Source organism: Planococcus wigleyi (genome assembly GCF_014836985.1).
Classification (GTDB): Bacteria; Bacillota; Bacilli; order Bacillales_A; family Planococcaceae; genus Planococcus; species Planococcus notacanthi.
The window spans coordinates 189,620-207,546 of record NZ_JACSPU010000002.1 but is presented as its reverse complement, the minus strand read 5'-3'; the positions used below and the strand labels follow the sequence as shown (position 1 = coordinate 207,546).

The 17,927-nt window shown below is 45.8% G+C and carries 18 protein-coding genes and 1 pseudogene; 5 read left to right on the top strand and 14 right to left on the bottom strand.

Features of this window, described 5'->3' with window-relative positions; all coding sequences use genetic code 11:
* Positions 1-2 precede the first annotated feature (2 nt).
* From H9630_RS06540 to H9630_RS06530, 3 genes are all read right to left on the bottom strand, one after another.
* On the bottom strand, positions 3-1,259 hold the full coding sequence (locus H9630_RS06540) for a carbohydrate ABC transporter permease (protein ID WP_191714702.1): 1,257 nt from the start codon (positions 1,257-1,259) through the stop codon (positions 3-5).
* A gap of 110 nt (positions 1,260-1,369) precedes the next feature.
* Positions 1,370-2,617, bottom strand: a complete 1,248-nt coding sequence (locus H9630_RS06535) for an extracellular solute-binding protein (protein ID WP_191715073.1) — start codon at positions 2,615-2,617, stop codon at positions 1,370-1,372.
* Between the two features lie 201 nt (positions 2,618-2,818).
* A complete protein-coding gene (locus tag H9630_RS06530; RefSeq protein ID WP_191714701.1) occupies positions 2,819-3,811 on the bottom strand; it encodes a LacI family DNA-binding transcriptional regulator in 993 nt (330 codons plus the stop codon).
* 861 nt (positions 3,812-4,672) lie between these two features.
* On the opposite strand from H9630_RS06530, the gene H9630_RS06525 reads away from it, so the two are divergent.
* The 4 genes from H9630_RS06525 (at position 4,673) to H9630_RS06510 (ending at position 8,073) form a co-directional block, all read left to right on the top strand.
* Complete coding sequence (locus tag H9630_RS06525) at positions 4,673-6,007, top strand: hypothetical protein (protein ID WP_191714700.1); 1,335 nt, start codon at positions 4,673-4,675, stop codon at positions 6,005-6,007.
* A 59-nt stretch (positions 6,008-6,066) separates the two neighbouring features.
* Complete coding sequence (locus H9630_RS06520) at positions 6,067-7,038, top strand: class F sortase (RefSeq protein WP_191714699.1); 972 nt, start codon at positions 6,067-6,069, stop codon at positions 7,036-7,038.
* A 154-nt stretch (positions 7,039-7,192) separates the two neighbouring features.
* A complete protein-coding gene (locus tag H9630_RS06515; RefSeq protein WP_191714698.1) occupies positions 7,193-7,456 on the top strand; it encodes a hypothetical protein in 264 nt (87 codons plus the stop codon).
* A 26-nt stretch (positions 7,457-7,482) separates the two neighbouring features.
* Positions 7,483-8,073 (top strand): hypothetical protein, encoded by a 591-nt coding sequence (locus H9630_RS06510; protein ID WP_191714697.1) that lies wholly within the window; start codon positions 7,483-7,485, stop codon positions 8,071-8,073.
* A gap of 81 nt (positions 8,074-8,154) precedes the next feature.
* Here the strand turns inward: H9630_RS06510 and H9630_RS06505 are convergent, their stop codons facing one another.
* From H9630_RS06505 to H9630_RS06495, 3 genes are read right to left on the bottom strand one after another with little or no spacing between them, the layout of a single operon-like run.
* Positions 8,155-8,658, bottom strand: a complete 504-nt coding sequence (locus H9630_RS06505; RefSeq protein ID WP_191714696.1) for a methylated-DNA--[protein]-cysteine S-methyltransferase — start codon at positions 8,656-8,658, stop codon at positions 8,155-8,157.
* Complete coding sequence (locus H9630_RS06500; RefSeq protein WP_191714695.1) at positions 8,655-9,551, bottom strand: DNA-3-methyladenine glycosylase family protein; 897 nt, start codon at positions 9,549-9,551, stop codon at positions 8,655-8,657. The genes H9630_RS06505 and H9630_RS06500 overlap by 4 nt, the downstream gene beginning before the upstream one ends.
* A complete protein-coding gene (locus H9630_RS06495; protein ID WP_191714694.1) occupies positions 9,548-10,117 on the bottom strand; it encodes a bifunctional transcriptional activator/DNA repair enzyme AdaA in 570 nt (189 codons plus the stop codon). The genes H9630_RS06500 and H9630_RS06495 overlap by 4 nt, the downstream gene beginning before the upstream one ends.
* A 240-nt stretch (positions 10,118-10,357) precedes the next feature.
* Here H9630_RS06495 and H9630_RS06490 point away from each other — a divergent pair, with 240 nt between their 5' ends.
* Positions 10,358-10,714 (top strand): hypothetical protein, encoded by a 357-nt coding sequence (locus H9630_RS06490; protein ID WP_191714693.1) that lies wholly within the window; start codon positions 10,358-10,360, stop codon positions 10,712-10,714.
* A 78-nt stretch (positions 10,715-10,792) separates the two neighbouring features.
* On the opposite strand, the gene H9630_RS06485 is transcribed toward H9630_RS06490, so the two are convergent.
* The 8 genes and pseudogenes from H9630_RS06485 to H9630_RS06450 form a co-directional block, all read right to left on the bottom strand.
* Positions 10,793-11,683 (bottom strand): fumarylacetoacetate hydrolase family protein, encoded by an 891-nt coding sequence (locus H9630_RS06485; RefSeq protein WP_191714692.1) that lies wholly within the window; start codon positions 11,681-11,683, stop codon positions 10,793-10,795.
* A 150-nt stretch (positions 11,684-11,833) separates the two neighbouring features.
* Positions 11,834-12,520 (bottom strand): FusB/FusC family EF-G-binding protein, encoded by a 687-nt coding sequence (locus H9630_RS06480; RefSeq protein ID WP_191714691.1) that lies wholly within the window; start codon positions 12,518-12,520, stop codon positions 11,834-11,836.
* A gap of 393 nt (positions 12,521-12,913) precedes the next feature.
* Complete coding sequence (locus tag H9630_RS06475; RefSeq protein WP_191714690.1) at positions 12,914-14,128, bottom strand: amidohydrolase; 1,215 nt, start codon at positions 14,126-14,128, stop codon at positions 12,914-12,916.
* A gap of 25 nt (positions 14,129-14,153) precedes the next feature.
* On the bottom strand, positions 14,154-14,891 hold the full coding sequence (locus H9630_RS06470; protein WP_191714689.1) for a small-conductance mechanosensitive channel: 738 nt from the start codon (positions 14,889-14,891) through the stop codon (positions 14,154-14,156).
* Between the two features lie 21 nt (positions 14,892-14,912).
* Entirely contained in the window at positions 14,913-15,623 is a 711-nt protein-coding gene (locus H9630_RS06465) for a DUF5058 family protein (RefSeq protein WP_191714688.1), read from the bottom strand.
* Positions 15,624-15,898: 275 nt separating this feature from the next.
* Positions 15,899-16,597 (bottom strand): aspartate/glutamate racemase family protein, encoded by a 699-nt coding sequence (locus tag H9630_RS06460; RefSeq protein ID WP_191714687.1) that lies wholly within the window; start codon positions 16,595-16,597, stop codon positions 15,899-15,901.
* Positions 16,598-16,739: 142 nt separating this feature from the next.
* Positions 16,740-17,483, bottom strand: a complete 744-nt coding sequence (locus tag H9630_RS06455; protein WP_191714686.1) for an SDR family NAD(P)-dependent oxidoreductase — start codon at positions 17,481-17,483, stop codon at positions 16,740-16,742.
* Between the two features lie 102 nt (positions 17,484-17,585).
* Positions 17,586-17,849 (bottom strand): annotated as a pseudogene (locus H9630_RS06450) (phosphonate ABC transporter permease); the annotation flags it as partial.
* Positions 17,850-17,927 lie beyond the last annotated feature (78 nt).

Below are 17,927 nucleotides of genomic sequence, written 5' to 3'. Positions count from 1 at the left end.
TCTTAAGCTCCCTCCTTAAATGCATCAGTCCGTCTGAATTGCCATAAGGCAATCGCAATAACGAAAACGGAAAGCAGTATCGTCAATGCCGCCGCCAGCGAATACTGGCTTGATTGCAGCGTCAACTTATAGATCCATGATACGAGGATGTCTGTTCCGCCGGCTGTAGAGCCTGGAACAGAAGGCCCTCCGCCATTGAATAAGTAAATGATATTGAAATTGTTGAAGTTGAACGTATACTGCGTAATAATCACCGGTGACGTGGCAATCAAAATCATCGGCATGGTAATATTGCGGAACTGTGCAAAAATCGAGGCACCGTCAATTCGTGCAGCTTCATATAAGTCATCCGGGATGGATTGAAGAACCCCTGTCGTAACCAGAAAGATAAACGGAAAGCCCAGCCAACCCTGCATCAGAATCAACGCCACTTTTGTCCAGTTCTCATCCGTCAGCCAAGGAATGGCATCGATTCCCATCATGGATAAAATGTCGTTGTTAATGGCGCCGAAGCTGTCATTAAATAAACCGGCAAAAATTAAAATCGTTACGAATCCCGGAACTGCCCAAGGCAGCACCAGAACCGTCCGGTAAAATTTCTTGAAGCGAAGGTCTTTTTGATTGACTAACACGGCCATAAAAATCCCTAAAGCGACTTGGAAAGTAGAAGCGACAAGCGTCCAGATGACCGTCCAGCCCAAAACACTGAAGAAAGTTGAGCGCCAGATGTCGACAGTGAATATCTTGGCAAATGTATCAAAACCTACCCAATCAGCTAAATTGGCCGGAGGGGAATGGTATAAATCATAATTTGTAAAAGCTAGGGCAAAACTGAACAAAATCGGGAAAATGACCGCGAAAATCAAGATGAACAAAGATGGTCCACTGATTAAATACGGGTAACCGTTTGCTAACAGGTTCTGATAATCTCTTTTCAGTGAACTCAGCGGCTGATTTTCATCACGGAGTTTGCCATTCTTATAAGCATCCTTCAAATTCACATAATAGAAGCCCAAGCCGAAAATTGTCACAATAACAGCTATCAGACCTTCTGCTAAAAGAAAAATCGAGTTGTCGCGCGGCACTTCAGTCCCAAGTGTAAAAAGTCCCCAGAATCCCATATTCAAGAGATCTCCGAATACCAAGACAAAAGAAATGGCTAAACCGAGGAACAACAGCCCTTTAATCCACTGCTTATTGTAAAATTGGCCGATTCCCGGAATGATTGATAACAGTAAAGCGATTTTACGAACTTGCACTTTTCTCACCTCATTTATGTATGTTCCGGCTGCACCTCGTGCTTACCGGATTTTATAACAAATGGTGCCAAACGCTAAAACTGTTTGATACCATTTATCTCATTTACAGATCAGTTACCGCTATGAGTGGCTTCTATCTGTCCTTCAATTGTTTCTACCGCTTGGTTCAATGCATCTTTCGGCTGTGCTTTGCCCGTTGCAATTGTCTGCAACGCTGAGTCTGCCGGAGTCCACACTTCATTCATAGCCGGGATATTCGGTGTCAGTTCAGCAAAAATCGATTGTTCCGCAACTGCCTGTGCAACTTCGCTTTCTGCAACAATAGGATCGTTGGCTAGAGTTTCTATCGCAGGAACTTCCTGTGTTTCTTCAAAGCGTGTACGGGAATTTTCTTCATTTGCCAGGAATACAAGCAATTCTTCAGCAAGCTCCGCATTTTCGGAATAAGCGCTGACATTGTAACTTTTCACGCCGATAAAGGAGCTCATGTTTTCGCCATTTTCCAGTTCAGGCAATTTTGTCATTCCGAAGTTGATGCCTGCATCGGTAAAAGGATCAACATTCCATGGGCCAGAAATAATCGCAGCTGCTTTCCCTTCTGTAAACAGGGATTCCAACACGTTAATGCCTTGTTCCCCAATGATTCCAGCCGGGAATAAACCTTCACTATAGAATTTCTGAATATAGTTGGCACCTTCCAGAGAACCCTCACTATTTAATCCCACATCTGTTGGATCATAATTGCCATCAGCATCCTGCCCAAAGACATAGCCGCCGTATCCGCTCATGACACTTTGTGCATAGTAAATCTGGTCAAATAATGCCAGAAATCCGAACTGGTCACCCGTTGTCGTTTCTTTCGAATAGTCGTACCATTCTTCAAGAGTGGCCGGCAACTCTTCTTCAGTAATCAAGTCTTTGTTGTAATAAAGAATTGTCGATTCTACTGCTTTAGGCAATCCGAAGACTTTTCCATCCACCATTTGCGATTGCATCGCCGCATCCGTATAGATGGATTGAACGTCTTCTTCCACTGCTACTTCTTTAACCAATCCTTCAACAACTGCTGTTCCGATCTGATCCCCTGCCATTGTCAAAACATCCGGACCGGTTCCGCCCGGCCCATCCAGGCGCAAGTCTTCAATTTGTTGAGCATATGGCTTTTCAACGATTTTTATTGTGACGTCGTTTTCTTCCTCAAATTTTGCTACCGCATCTTTAATGCCATCGGATTTCTCGATATCTTCCCAAATAACTAATTCCCGATCCTGCGCTTCCGCTTCTCCACCGGAAGACCCGTCTCCACTTTCTTGAGGTCCACATGCAACTAAAGACAGACTTAACGCAACTCCACTCATCAAACCGATATACTTGTTAGATTTCTTCACGAATATACACCCTTTCAAGTCATTTTCAAAACTCTTCCACAAGTTTCTGATGAAAGCGCTTCCTGAAAATAAATATAGCACCATTAGAAAAAACTGTAAACAATTAATTTACTGAAAACAGTAAAAACTTTTACGAAAATAAAAAACAGCCTATTTTACTAGGCTGTTTCCTTAATTAGTGCTTTTCCTCACTATTAAATTCGCTCCCAAGTACAAGGTTTTTGTAGAGCTCCGTTTTTCCAACAATTGCTCCAGCAATAAAGAAATCGCATTTTTGCACGCTTCTGCAATATCAATATGAAAAGTGGTTAAAGGCGGAGAAATGTATTTAGCAATGCTGATATTGTTTATGCTTACCACACTGACCCTCTTCGGTATTTGAATACCGTATTCGTTCAACGCTTGGAGACAGCCGACTGCAATGGGGTCTGCCGCAATAAAAAAGGCGGTAGGCAGCTCATCATTTAACTCATTAATCGCTTTTGTCATCAGTCGGTATCCATTATCTACCGAAAATCCTCTATGGCAATAGACATACCGGTTCTCCAATAATCCTTTCTTCTCCATATAATCCCGAAAAGTCACTTCACGTATATCCATTTCATCGCCATCGGTATTCGGATTGTGATAGGTACCTCCAATAAAACCAATCTTTTCATGACCTTTTTCAATGAGAAAATCAATTGTCTTTCTAGTGATCTGAGCCAAATCTGGTTTTACAGAATCAAAATGCTCCGGATCCGGTGTCGAATCAATGAACACCCCATGAGGTGTCAGTTTTCGCAAATGAGCAATTTCAACATCTGAAAATGTGCCGACTGCGATAAACCCTTCAATATAGTCTGGGATTTGGCTGATACCGCCATCTATTTTATAAGTCGTCAATTCCACATTGGAAAGTTTGGCCATTTTCTCTATTTCAATTCTCATTGTTTTAAAGTAAACGTCTTCCAGCTCTTCGCGGTCAGTAAGCCAATACAAAAAAGCAATATTTTTCACTAAGGATTTAATCGTTTTTTTGCGGTAACCCAGTTGTTCCGCAGCCTCAAATATTTTTTCGCGGGTTTCTTCCGGTACCGACAAGCTTGGATCGTTGCTCAATACACGCGACACTGTCGAAATAGAAAATCCGGATTTTTCCCCAACATCTTTGATTGTTGCCAAAGTTTTCACCTCCATATTATTTAAAAAGACTTAAGTAAATTGTTTTACTTAATTTTTACTTGTTTTTCCTTTGATGTCAAGCTATATTGGACTATCTTTTATAAGTCTTTGTTTTTTAATATGTACGCTTCTTTTCTAGCTAGCAAAGAAAGTGTTTTGGATTTAAACTTCTCCCATTTTTCATTCTATTAAATGGATATTCAGCCCAAAACGAGTTAAATACAATCCGTTTACGTTAACAATGTCCCAATCTCCTTATTTATATACAAAAATTCGTTCTTTGTTGAAAAAGAGCTGAATGAGTTGATTTAAAAATTGAAAAGAACTAATTATCGACTTACTTCCCTTGTCTATTATAAAAAATAGGAGAATAGTACACTATTTAGATAATTATTTTATGTGTTTTGAGATTGCTTCAATAAAGATTGTCATTAAGTCTTAACAAAAAGGGGAAATATCATCCAGAAAAAGTTTTTTCATTAACCGCTGTTTTATCTATGGCCGCACTATGTTGAAATTTTAGCTTTTATTGCTTTATATAAGAACGTTCTTTCCAGTTAATTGGATATACTTTCTGGAATCGCTTAAATACTTTCCATTCCAAACGAAATACTTTCCAAAACCGCTTCCTTACTTTCCAATACAGTCCAAATACTTTCCAAACGCCCAATTTCCTAGAGAAACCCAAATTCCCAACAAAAAAGGCCCGAATGGAAACAGTTTGCCTCAGCAAACTGCCTGTGTCCGTGAGCAAAATCCGCTCACGGACGAAACACCCTTCTTTTTCCCGCAAAAAATGTGATCTAATTTCCAATCCACTCCGTTATGTCTGTAAGAATTAAAAAATGAGGAGTGGTTTAGATGAATTGGAAAAAAGTAATGGCACCTGTATTGGGAGCCGCACTTTTAGTACCTGGCATGGGAACGGCGGCATTCGCGGATGAACTTCCGCCGACGGAAACGACGGGCGTGGAACTTCGCGCTACATTGGATTCTTTATTGTCGGAGCATTACGCGCTGGCTGTGGATTCGATGATGAAGATTTATGACGAAGACGAAGCGGCAGAAGCAGCGATGGCAGCACTTGATGCCAACACAGCAGATATGGAGCCGGTCATCGCTTCTGTTTATGGTGAAGAAGGCGGAGCCGCTTTTGTAGAGATTTTTGACAAGCACAACACAGGCACCGACGATTACGCCGCAGCTGTTAAAGCTGGCGACGAAGAGATGCAGGAGGAAGCGTTGGACGAGATCCAGTCATTCGTTGATGACATGGGTGCCTTCCTTGGCACAGCAACTGAAGGCAACCTGCCGGAAGACGGAGCGACTGAAGCGCTTCGCCAACACGAAGATTTTGTTCAGAACACGTTCGACCTTTACGCAGCCGGTGATTTTGAAGCCGCTTATACTTCTTACCTGGAAGGTTTCACACAAATCTTTGGAGCAGGAAGTGCCATCAGCGGAGCTATTTCCACTCAGTTTCCTGACCAATTTTCCGATCCGAACACTCCAGCCGGTGATTTCCGTTCGACGGTGAACCGCATTGCGGCCGAGCATTTCGCTTTGGCGCAACTGAGCATGACCAAAGGCTATAACGGATCTGATGACTTTGATTTTGCCGATTGGGCACAAGATCAGAACACCGAGGAATTCCGTGCAGCACTTGCTTCTGTCTACGGTGAAGAAGCAAGCAATCAATTTGCCGAGCTGTGGAACAACGAACACATTTCCGTTCAAGGTGATTTGGCTACCGCTGCAGCAGCTGACGATCAAGCCGCTGTTGAAGAAGCTACTTCTACTTTGACCAGCACATTTGCGACTGACCTTGGCACCTTCCTGAACAGCGCAACTGAAGACCGCATGCCTTTGGATGAAACCATTGCCGGTGTACAGGCACATGAAACATCTGTTGTTGACACGTTCCAGCAATACGCAGCGGGAGATTACACAGCATCTTATGAAAGTTACCGCACAGGCTATGCTATCATGTTTGATATCGGCAAAGGATTGAGCGGCGCAGTGGTCGATCAATTCCCTGAGAACTTCGAGAACACCGCACCTGAAAAAATGCCGGCAACAGGGCTTGGCGGCACAGCTGGACAAACAAACACCATGGTTCTTTGGATTACATTGAGCCTGATGATTTTATTGGCAGCTGGCACCATCACTTATCGTCAAAGTAAAAACCAGCAATAATTGTTCAAGGAGGGCCAAGTTGGCTCTCTCTGTTCCTGATTGGGAAGGAGAGATCGCAGATGAAGCAGCTTATCACCATGGGAACAGCCATCGTTCTATGCCTGGTGCTGTTTATTATTTTAAAGCCTTTAGCCGCCAGTCCGACTGTTGAAGAACAAGCCGGAGCTGTTGAACCCGAAGAACAAAGTGAGAAAGCAGAAGCTGAGGATACAGCTTCCGGCAGTGACACAGATAAGATTGCGGAGTTTCCGATCTTTCCGGAACAGCGGGAAAAATTGGAGATGCTGCAGCGGGAACGCCAGGAAAGCATCAAAGGCATGGAACCTGCCCAGATTGAAGTTCCTTCCATCGGAGTAAAGGCAAAGATCGAAGCGACTGGCATTCTGGACAATGGCGAAATGGGTGTGCCGGAAGATGTCGATCAGGTCGGCTGGTTTGAACCTGGCTTTAAAGCCGGCGCCAAAGGCCATGCCGTGCTGGCTGGCCATGTCGACAGTTTGACGGGGCCGGCTGTCTTTTATGAATTGAAAGATGTAAAAGTTGGAGAAACCGTAATTCTGACGGATGCGGATGGACGCGAGATGGTATTTGAGGTAAAAAACCTGACCAGCTATGAAACGGACGAAGCACCGATTGAAGAGATTTTCGGCAACTCGGACAAACGGATGATCAATCTCATTACGTGTACGGGTGATTTTAACCGCGACATCGGCTCCCATGAAGAGCGCCTGGTGGTGACTGCCGAGCTGGTTTCCGATTCAAGCCTTGAAACAACTCAGCCAGCACCTCCAGAAAACGTAGTAGCTACGGCATTTAATGTTTCCTGGCATGCGGTGCGTGATGACGCCATTATTGGATACCGCATCTATGAAGAAGATATCCAGACAGGCGAAATGAAGAAAATCGAAACTGTTTCCTTGTTCGACAGAAAGAAAGTCGAACTCAAAACGGATGAGGCCAAACGCTATTTCGTCACTTCGGTTGATGTCGATTTGAACGAGTCCGAAAAAGCGCAAGCCCAGGTAAAGTAAACAACCAAATAATTGAAAGAGCACCCCTGTCCGCATGGTTTTCATTAACCTGAAACGCGGACTGAGTGTGTTCTTTTTTTGATTTGATATTAAATGGAACTTCTTGGGACTCCATTCGTATTAAAGGTATGGATACTAAAAAAGGAGGACGCTGATGGAAAAGAGACAAAAGGACCCTATGCTCTCCTTTCTTATCGGATATGCAGGTTTCTTTCTTATCGGTTTGGGCGCACTTCGATTCCTAAAAATCCAGGACAGCCCAGGGTATATTTTGACTTTCGCAGGCCTTTGGTTGATGATTATTTTTCTTGGAAATATGGAAAAGAAGCTGATTGTTAAGAAAAAGAAAGCCTTTTTGATCAGTAAGCTGATCTTAAGTGCCATCTTCTTAGCTTTAGCGGGTTGGTTTTATTTTTAACCTATTCTTTAAAAGGGGGAATTGTGATGAATGGTTTGAAGTTATCTTTTAGAAAATCAATGCTTATACTGCTTCTGGCCTGCGTTTCTCTGGCTGTCGCCGGTTGTTCGCAAAGCGGGAAAGCCCAGCAGAACAATGTTGCTGATGAAAATAAAGAAGCGATTCAGGCGGTCATCGAGAAAGAGTTTAATGGCCCTGACAAAAAGTACAGAGAATTGTGGGAAGCCGCAATGGCTTTCCAGACAGATGACATGGATGAGGAAGAATATAACGCTTTCCAGGAAACGCCTGAATACAAGGAACTGCTGAATTACATGGAAGAAACGTATGCTCCTTATTTCACTGCGAATGCATACGAAACCTTCAGCAGAACGGGTGCTTTTGCGTATAGTTTTTCTGAAAAGGACTACACACTCAACACCGATGACCTTGAAATTACACAAAGCGAAAACGAACCTACGCTTTATAATTTCACTTTCGATGTCAACTATGAAAATGAGTCCGGCGAAACCGGTGTCTACAGTTTCGAAGGCAACTCCATTGTTCCGGAAAAAGGAAAGATCGGAAAAATCCAATTCGATGACCAGGATGGGTTGAATCAAGCCATACAGGAATAAAGGCTTCAATTCGACAACATTTTAAGACCGCCAATTCAGCTGCGAATTGGCGGTCTTATCGTTTTTTCTTCATGTATTTCGTTATACCAAACCAGCAGATTGACGCTTTTTCTCCACTTCTTTTTCGTGCCGGAGCAGCCATTCTTTGCGGGTCAGCGTACCGGCGTAGCCGGTCAGTTTGCCGTTCGACCCGATGATGCGGTGGCAAGGCACGACGATGGTCAGTTTGTTCTTGCTGTTGGCGTTCCCTACTGCCCTCACGGCTTTATCGCTGCCGATCGCTTTAGCGATTGCCCCGTAGGAGACGGTTTCCGCGTACGGCACGCTGGTCAAAGCCGACCAGACCTTCTGCTGGAATTCAGTGCCTGCAGAAGTGAAGGGAATGCTGAACTCTGTACGCTCTCCTTTAAAGTATTCTTCCAGCTGCCGCTGGCAATTTACGATGACCGCCGGGCTGTCCGGACCGATTGGATGTTCCACGTCGGTTTTTTCGCTGAACAGAATGGAGAGGATTGCTCTATCTGTTCCGGTGATTTCCACGATGCCGATCGGCGATTGGAATTCTGCACGATGTATTTGATTCATAATAAAGACCTCCATAGATAGAATGTGGCGTATGCCTGCCACCCTTCCCAATTTTTCGCGAGCTCCATGATTTCTACCGGTGTCGGTTTTCGGTCGAGCTGCAATTGGGCTTTCAATGCATTGTGCAAACCAACATCCGCGAGCGGAAAGGCCGACTGGCTGTGCAGGCATTTCATCATGACGTAATTGGCTGACCAGGCGCCGATGCCCCGGATTTCCAGTAACACGCGTTCCATGTCCGGTTCCTGAAGCAAGCGCTGCTTCTGCAATTCGCCCCTCGCCATCGCTTGCGCAATCCCCAAAATATACTCGGATTTTCTGACGGTCAACTGCAAGGCACGCAAATCAGCGACGTTCAGCGAGGCGATTTTCTCGGCACTTGGAAATGTCCAATAACGCTCATTTTCATAAAACAGGGATTCCCCGAAATTTTCAACGAACCGTTTCTTCAATGTGTAAGCAAATGTCAGATTGATCTGCTGGCCCATTACTGCCCAGACCAGCGCTTCAAACAAGTCCGGTACGCCGATGACCCGCAAACCATAATGCTGCCGGACCACACTCTTCAACACTGGATCTGTTTCCGCAATGGCATAAAATCCCTGCAGGTCCGTCTGCAGATCGAACCAATCCTCGATATAGGCAGCAACCTCGTCTCTTTCCTGATAAGCCGGCACGCCAAGAGGAAATTCGATTCGCAAGGCACCGGCTGCCGGCACGATGCGAAACAACACAAGCTGTCCGCCGATTTTCAACAGTTTCGTGATCCCGCTGTCATCAAGCCGGTACAAATTCTCCTGCGACGACCTGCCGAGATGAACCAGGCATTCCTCAAAATTAAAATCCGCGGGCGTTGCAATCTCTGAATACTGTTCTTCGTGCACTCTCTTCATGAAGGAACAGCCTCGCTCAACTTGCGGAACTCGCTCGGTGAATGGGCTTTGCGTTTGCGGAAGATTTTATAGAAATTGGACGGGCTTTGGAATCCCGCTTCAAAACAGACGTCAAGGTTGGATAAACGGGTGTGTGTCAGCAGATGCGCTGCCTTGTCGATCCGGATTCTCTCCAGGCAGGCATGCGGCGTTTCCGCTGTTTCCTGCTTGAACACACGTTCCAGATAAGATGGACTTAGGCCGACATGAACTGCGATGTCCTGCAGGCTGATGCTTTCTTTATAACGGGCGGTCAGGTAAGCCATTACGTTGTGGACGAGTTCTTCATCCGGCGTATAGTCGGTTTCAGGCCGGCATCTTTTGCAGGCACGGAATCCTTTCGTTTCGGCTTCGGCCATAGTCGAATAAAACTCGACGTTGATCTTTTTAGGTTTCCGCGAGCGGCAGGAAGGCCGGCAATAGATTTTGGTCGTTTTAACAGCTGTATAAAAAAGACCGTCATATCTCCGGTCGCAGGCAATGATTTTTCCCCACATTTCATCAAAAGTAAAATAAGCTCTTTCCATCTCTATCCCTCCTCCACTTGAACTGCCTATACGATGTCTTGTCCTTTCCTCTATTATATGCCGGTACGCGACTTTCTTCAGCTTTCGGCTTTTCCTTTTCTTCATTCTATAATGCTCAGTTGCCCTGTGCCTCCTCAATCTTATCTTTATGGTCCGAAAAAAATTACAGACGGAAGAATTTTATTTCCTGCCCCCATCTCTTATAATGGATAAGATGTCTATGAAAGAGGGATTATGCTCATGATACAAATTTTTTGGTACATATACGCTGCATTTTTGGCTACGTCCACAATCGGATTCTTCATTCACGGCGGCTATAAGAGCCCTATTTTCCTGATTGATTTGGCATTCTCCGTTATCGCCTGGGTCGGCCTGTTCGGTTTTGTAACCCATTACCAGATTTTCACGCCATTCGTCTGGCAAGTGGTTCTTGCAGCTGTGGTGTTGTGGGACTTATTGTTTTTCTTCTTTATCAAGGCTTATTTTACGGAAACCGAACCGGAAGCCGGAAGTGCGTCCATGACCGTCATTTCGGGTGTAATGATGCTGGTTCTCCTTGGCCCTCTCTATTACGCTTTATTCCAATATGCATTTTAAAGGTGTGCTCCCTTTCATGCCAAAGACCGCTGTGCTCCCATCCTACGGGGAAAACAGCGGTCTTTTTTTTCAGCAGTCTTACTTTCCAGCCTCCTTTAGGTCCTCCACCGGATTGTCCAGTTGTTCAAAACCGTCGATCCGGCAGCTCACGATGTCCCCTTGTCGAATCACCACCGCACCCGGCGTTCCGGTTGAAATGATATCCCCTGGCAACAAGGTCATGACTTTGGAATGGAATGAAATCAGAAACTGCGGCTGGAATGTCATATTCGAAACCGTATTTTCGCGATGCACGCTGCCGTTGATGATGGTCGCCACCTTCAGTTCAAGGACATCGTCCACTTCATCCTGCGTAACCAGCTGAGGACCAAAGCTGAAAAATGTATCGAAGCTTTTGGCACGCGTCAAATAACGTGGATTTTTCTGCAGGATGTCTTCCGCCGTCATGTCGATGATTGTCGTGTAGCCTGCCACGACATCCAGCGCGTCTTCTTCCGATACATCTTTGCATGTTTTGCCGATGATGATGCCCAATTCGGATTCGGCAGTGGTTCGTTCCGACTGCATAGGCACTTGAATGGTGTCGCCTGAACCGATGATCGCCGTATCAGGTTTCATAAAGCTTGCCGGTTCGGTATTGGGGGACACTTCGTGCAGATCAGCGGCATGTTCCACATAATTCAAACCAATTCCCCAAATCTTTCGCGGGTGTCGATACAGCGGCGCATACGTGACTTGATCGAACGGGATGATCAGTTCCTTAAAGGCTTCCTCTTTTATCTTCTGCTGAAACTCATCCCGATACCAATGATTCAAGGCGTCCAATTGGTTTGATTCGATCAATCCGTACAGATCGGTTGCCCATCGCTGGTTGAAGATTTCGTTTAATCGCTTAAGCGGGACCACTCCGGATTCAAGCACCAACGCTGCGCTTTCTTGATTTTCCTGTCTGATGGTCGCTAAACGCATCTGTCCATTCCCCCTTTTAAAACTGTTTAGTTAAACAGTAACAGAAAATTCAATTATTTATTAGAGGGATACTAACTGTTTTGATGTATTCTTTCATTATCCAATAAAAAAAGCTTCCCGGTTGCGCCGGAAAACTTTTTGTTTACTTTCTTATTTTTTTAAGCGGCCAATGAATTCATGCAGCTTGTCCAAGCTTTTAATATGGTCATTGCAGGCTGCAGCATCCTGGCAGATGTAATTGCCGCGCTTGATAAACTGATCCTGCCCCGAGCTTTTCGTCTTGGCGATGAACATGCCGACTTCGCTGTGGCGGTTGCAGATAGTGCAGATGCCCTGTTTGCCGCTGCGTGTAAAACTGCCTTGAATGCCGATCAACCGGTCATCTTCTTCAGTGACCAAATACATCAGATTGGAACTTTCCGTCCAAGCCAGGTAGGAAGTTCTGTTGAAATTGATCGTTTCGAGTTTTGGACCTTTGAATTTTTTCGCTTTCGGGAACAATTTCTTCAGTCCCGGGACGCCGACTGATTTAAATGGAATGATGTAGGGCTGAAGTGTTTCCAGAAATGCTTCCGCCTCGCCGAGCTCCTTCACCTGCACCAATGGATTGAGGATTTTCTTCTGTTCCTCAGTCAATGATGGGAACAATTTATAGACTTTCTCATGCGCCAAGTGCCGCAGGACATTGAGCACTTCTGCATCATTGACGCTGGCTTGCCCAGCCACCAGTATTTTCGTCTGGTCTTTAATAAAATTGTATTGGTCATTCCGGATAAACGCTTTTGGATTTTCCGCCGTGCTGCCACTATTGTCGTTCGTTTCTTTTGTATGGATCATATGAGCCCACTCCTTATGTTTTATTTACCGGATGTATAAGGAAGAAAGCCTGGCATAAAGAACGGCTGGGTCTTGCGGGAGCGATTAAAACTTGCTTGTCTCCCCATGCAAAGTATCGCCATTCCAAATACCAGGCTTTGCATGAGTGTTTCCTGACGCTGACAATTGAACCGCGATTGTCATCTGATACCACCTCCTTTGAAGATAGGGGTTTTACTTGTATTTTCATCCCGCTTTAACGGTCAGTGGGGGAATGAAACTTCCCACTGATTGAGTTTCTCTTTATCATACTTTATCCAGCGGCCATTTTCCATCCAAGGGATTGCTTCCAGAAGCGTTGAAAATCAGCACAAAAAATAACCGCTCCCTAGATGGGAACGGCTATGCTTCACTTCAATTGGATCTTCCGTAATCACAAACCACGTAAGCAACTGCTTTAGCGGCAACCAGCAAAGCATCTTCGTCGATATCGAATTTCGGGTGATGGTTAAAAAAGACTTCTTCCCGGCCTTTCGGTTTGCAGCCGATATTGAAGAATAGGCCCGGCGTTTTCTCCAAGTAATAAGCGAAGTCTTCCGAACCCGAAAACACCGGATATTCGACGACTTCCTTGATATCGGAATCCGCCGCTTTTTTCAGTATGGCAACGACTTCTTCCGTTACGGCTTCATCATTGCGAAGCGGCGGATAATCGGCAGTGTAGACCAAATCGCACGCCACATCAAACTGCAGTTCAATGCCGCTGACGATGCGATGGATTTCCCGGTCGATCAGCTGCTGTGTCTTGTCGTTCATGTACCGGACGTCACCTTCGATTTCGATGCTGTCTTTGATGATGTTAAAGGAACCTTTGCCGTCAAAAGAACCGATGGTCACGACGCCCATTTCAAACGGGTTCAGGCGGCGGCTGACGACAGTCTGCACGGCGGTGATAAAATGGGCACCGGCGACAATCGGGTCATTGGCGTTTTGCGGAGACGATCCATGGCCGCCGCGCCCCTGGATTTTCATTTTAAAATACGTTCTTCCGGCCATGGCGTATCCGCTGCGGTAGCCGATGGTGCCTGCCGGATGAGTCGGGAACAAATGGGTGCCGAAGACGGCATCCAGGTCATCGAGCACTCCGGATTCCACGATGCTTTTCGCTCCGCCCGGCGGCGTTTCTTCCGCATGCTGATGGATAATCTTGATGGTACCGGATACTTCTTCTTTCAACTGGATCAGGCAATCCGCCAGCACCAGCATATAGGCGGTATGGCCATCATGGCCGCAGGCGTGCATGACGCCTTCGTTCTGCGATTTGAATGGAACATCCACTTCTTCCTGAATCGGCAGTGCATCAAAATCCGCGCGTAAGCCAATGGTTTTGCCGGGCTTGCCGCCTTTGATAGTGACGATGATGCCATAGCCGTTTCCAACATGTGTCTGGACTTCAACGTCTTTCCCTTTATAGAAATCCGCAATAAACTGCGCGGTTTTCTCCTCTTTAAATGACAGCTCGGGATGCTGGTGAAGATGGCGGCGGATTTGGATCATTTCATCCTTCCGACTTTCCAGCATGTTCACTAATTGCTCCTTAAGCTGAGATGAGTGGGCTTGCTGTACCATTTTATCTTCCTCCTTGTTGATGTATTCAAGCGATTTCTTTGGTCTTTTTCAGTTTTTCCAGCAGCAGGCAGATGATCACCAGGCCGAAAATACAGCAGAAGGCTTTCAATGAAGTCGGTACCGGTCCCAGATTGACGGCCAACGCCAAAGCGATGCCGATCACTCCCCACAATGGCTTTTGCATAGCCAGTTGCGCAATAAGCCCTCCGAAAATCGCCGGCAAGACGAATACCAGCGAATCCACAACCGACTGCGGCAATAAAGTGACGACATATGAGCCGCCCAGTACGATGAACAGCAGCATGACGATGTTGACGATTGATGCAGCTGCCATGGCAAGTGTAGCGGTCAGTTCACCTTTTTTCGTACCTGGTTCTACGCCTACGGCTGATTGGGCGATAGAAGCTGCCGGCAAACACATATTGCCGATATTCCCTGTCAGAAAGGCTAAGTAGGTGCCGGAAATCCCTAAAATCGGGTAATAGCTGATCGGTTCAACAAACCATAAAACCCCTACGACTGCGGCATAGGCCAGAAAACCTGACAATATCGCCGACCAGCCCGGATGAAAACCCAGGCCATAGGATAAGTATAACGGCAAAGCCAGGGAAAGGACGATAACTGCCCAAATGGTCAGCCTTCCCCAAAAATGGGAACGGTCATGGAATTTCTCGAAACTGATGGTCTTGACTCCTGCTGTCTCTCTAAGCCCTTCAAGTCCCTGTTCCAGTGTTTCATTTTGCACTTCCTTATTCAAGGTCATACGCCGTCTCCTCTTTTCTTTTTAGGATATGAAATAACCGACTGAAATTCCCACAAGGATAATCAAGCCGAGCGACCATTCCCTGAGCCAGTTCAGCTTGAATCTGGCAGCGCACCAAAGGATGAGCGGCATGACTGCAAATGCAGCAAGAAACACCATCGCTTCGTTCATCCCTTTGATTACTTGTGTCGTTCCCAGGTAACTGAAAGCGCCCAGTAAAGCAGCTGTTGAAATCACCTTTAACAGCGTCACGCTTTTCTGGCCATTGTCGGCAATTTTCGCTTGAGCTTTGCTGAGCGATTTAGTGAACAGCGCGGTTACCAAAAGCCAGCCGACTCCACCCAGGCACATGACCCATACTGCGTTGGTGAAGGCTTGATGGGTGAACTCTGCTGATCCGAGGTCAGATCCTGCTGCCTGTGCTCCCACTGTCGCCCCGATTGTTTCAACCGGCGCTGAACCGATGATGCCGATGCGCATCAAGGTGACCGGATTGCCGATCAGTGTCAGCAAGGAAATAGCGACGATCAAAATAGCGAAAGAAGGTCCAAGGGAACTGATGGCCCCTGTTCTGAGGGCTGTCTTAACTTCGAGCTTGTTCATCCCGACAGTTGAAGCTGTCCGTGAAGCCAACCTGATAAACGTGATGGCTTGAAAAATAACAATGCTGACCACCAATCCTGCAATAATCCAAAGCGGTAAACTGTTGGCTGTTTCCATAACTTTGCTCATCCGTACACCCTCTCTGCCGTTTAATTAGTCCGTAGACCACCGAAAAAAACGAATTAGTCTAAATCTTCCGTATTCGGTTCATATTGTTCACTATAAACATTCTATTTTGTATCGGCAATGGCAAAATTTGCGTGCTGCTGCAAGGGTTTAGGGAAAAATAGCTGACGTTATCATAAAGAAAGGGGTTACAGAATTTCCGGATTTTTTTTGTTTAGTTATTGAAAAACGAGAAAAGGGACTTTTCCCGGTGGAAAGCCCCTTTCTCGCTAAATTCTTCAATCTGCTGTAATCATGTCGACAATTTTGGCAACATGGATCTCTACTGTGTTCAATTGCGGAATATCCAGGTCCTCCGGCTTAAAGATCATTGGAAGCTCAGTACAGCCAAGAATCAGCCCTTCAATGTCATGTTGTTCGATCATCCGCTTAGCAATCGCCAGAAATTCCTTCTTCGTTTCCTCATTGACGATTCCACGTTCCAGTTCCTTGACGATTTTTTCGTGAATAAATTGCTGGTCTTGTTCATTCGGCACAAAAATCTCTTTTCCGTTCGCCATGAATGGTTCTTTGAAAAAATCATTTTCCATGGTGAATTTGGTTCCCAGCAAGCCAATCTTATCAATTTCCAGCTGATGGGCTGTCCGGTAGCTTTCTTTCACAATGCTGATCATCGGTATGTTCACTTTTTGCTGGACCTTATCGAAAACGATATGCGGTGTATTGGCTGAAATGACCGCGAAGTCCGCTCCAGCCCTTTCCAGGCTCAACACCGCGGCAGCCAAATATTCCGCCAGTTCTTCTTCCTGATTGTTTTGGAGCAGATCAAATATTTTGTACATGTTGATACTGTAAATCAATAATTCCGGCAGGCTTTCCTTGCTGCCTGTGTCTTCCTGGAATCTACTGATAATGGATTGGTAATAATCAACCGTCGACTCGGGTCCCGTACCACCAATCATGCCAAGTTTTTTCATGCCGCCCCTCCTGATTATTCTTTTTTTCTATCATGATGATGAATTTCATTTAAAGACATCCTTGCTTAAAATTTCCCTCTTCAGAAAAAGTAAAACGTCTATAAAAAAAGAGCTGCAGTCTGCAGCTCTCCTATCGTCCATTTTATTGAGCGGTGTATCCGCCATCGACCATTAATGTACTGCCTGTAACAAATTCATTTTCCACCAGGAAGACGATTGCATGGGCAATTTCATCCGGCTGACCCAGTCTGCCGACAGGATGTTTAGCAACCAACGCATCGTAAAAATCACCCAATGCTTCTTTGCTGACCATGCCTGACTCCACATAGCCCGGCGCCACGGCATTGACGCGGATGTTATGTTCAGCATATTGCAAAGCCAATGATTTGGTCATTAGGTTGACCGCGCCTTTCGTTGCGTTATAGGCAAAAGCACCGCCTTCTCCAACAGTTCCAAGAATCGAAGATGTGTTGATGATGACGCCGCCATCCCCATTTTCCAGCATGTTCTTGATGGCGTGCTTGGCACCGAAAAAGACCCCATCCTGGTTGATGGAAATTACTTTATGGTAATCCTCGTACGTCAGCTCATGCGTCACACCCAAGACGCCAACACCGGCATTGTTGACCATGATGTCAACTCTTCCGTAACGTTCGACTGTTGCAGCGACCAATTGTTCAACCGATTCCTCGCTGGCCACATCCACTTTGACGAAGACCACTTCAGCATCTCCTTGCTTCAGTTGCTGCTCAGCTTGCTTGCCGCCTTCCTCATTGAAATCCGCGATGACGACTTTTGCCCCTTTTTCAAGAAACGCTTTCGCTGTCGCCAACCCAATGCCGGATGCTCCACCTGTAACAATTGCCGTTTTCCCTGTCAATTCCATCTGTTTTGCCCCCTTGTGTTGAAAAAAATGTTCACTCTTATTAAACCCCAGTGGTCTGAATATTACAACATCTATTAGGGTGCATCAGCAGAACCTCTGTCTTTACTTCATTGTCGCCGGGAAATAGCGGTTCTTCATTCTGGTCGAAAGGAATTCCAGAACAATGGCGAAAACCAGTATCATATAAGTAATCATTCCCACTTCGCTTAAATCGAAATAGAAACCGGAAGCCATGAATAATTCAAATCCGATACCCCCTGCCCCAGCTGCCGCCCCCATAGCCACTGCTACTGAAAAATTGATTTCGGACCGGAGAAAGGTCCAGGATAGCAGGTATGTGAAAGTCGATGGCAAAACGGCGTGCACAGAGGCTGCCCTCCCTAAAACGCTTTCGCGCACCAACGCGTTAATGCGACAAACTTTTTGTTGATTTATTTCAGAATA

Excerpts from the sequence above, each read along its gene's own strand:
- H9630_RS06515 (WP_191714698.1), top strand. The coding sequence starts at position 7,193 with ATGGAAAAGAGACAAAAGGACCCTATGCTCTCCTTTCTTATCGGATAT.
- H9630_RS06485 (WP_191714692.1), bottom strand. The coding sequence starts at position 11,683 with ATGCGTTTAGCGACCATCAGACAGGAAAATCAAGAAAGCGCAGCGTTG.
- H9630_RS06495 (WP_191714694.1), bottom strand. The coding sequence starts at position 10,117 with ATGGAAAGAGCTTATTTTACTTTTGATGAAATGTGGGGAAAAATCATT.
- H9630_RS06480 (WP_191714691.1), bottom strand. The coding sequence starts at position 12,520 with ATGATCCATACAAAAGAAACGAACGACAATAGTGGCAGCACGGCGGAA.
- H9630_RS06510 (WP_191714697.1), top strand. The coding sequence starts at position 7,483 with ATGAATGGTTTGAAGTTATCTTTTAGAAAATCAATGCTTATACTGCTT.
- H9630_RS06520 (WP_191714699.1), top strand. The coding sequence starts at position 6,067 with ATGAAGCAGCTTATCACCATGGGAACAGCCATCGTTCTATGCCTGGTG.
- H9630_RS06505 (WP_191714696.1), bottom strand. The coding sequence starts at position 8,658 with ATGAATCAAATACATCGTGCAGAATTCCAATCGCCGATCGGCATCGTG.
- H9630_RS06500 (WP_191714695.1), bottom strand. The coding sequence starts at position 9,551 with ATGAAGAGAGTGCACGAAGAACAGTATTCAGAGATTGCAACGCCCGCG.
- H9630_RS06460 (WP_191714687.1), bottom strand. The coding sequence starts at position 16,597 with ATGAAAAAACTTGGCATGATTGGTGGTACGGGACCCGAGTCGACGGTT.
- H9630_RS06490 (WP_191714693.1), top strand. The coding sequence starts at position 10,358 with ATGATACAAATTTTTTGGTACATATACGCTGCATTTTTGGCTACGTCC.
- H9630_RS06470 (WP_191714689.1), bottom strand. The coding sequence starts at position 14,891 with ATGACCTTGAATAAGGAAGTGCAAAATGAAACACTGGAACAGGGACTT.
- H9630_RS06475 (WP_191714690.1), bottom strand. The coding sequence starts at position 14,128 with ATGGTACAGCAAGCCCACTCATCTCAGCTTAAGGAGCAATTAGTGAAC.
- H9630_RS06465 (WP_191714688.1), bottom strand. The coding sequence starts at position 15,623 with ATGAGCAAAGTTATGGAAACAGCCAACAGTTTACCGCTTTGGATTATT.
- H9630_RS06525 (WP_191714700.1), top strand. The coding sequence starts at position 4,673 with ATGAATTGGAAAAAAGTAATGGCACCTGTATTGGGAGCCGCACTTTTA.
- H9630_RS06455 (WP_191714686.1), bottom strand. The coding sequence starts at position 17,483 with ATGGAATTGACAGGGAAAACGGCAATTGTTACAGGTGGAGCATCCGGC.
- H9630_RS06535 (WP_191715073.1), bottom strand. The coding sequence starts at position 2,617 with ATGAGTGGAGTTGCGTTAAGTCTGTCTTTAGTTGCATGTGGACCTCAA.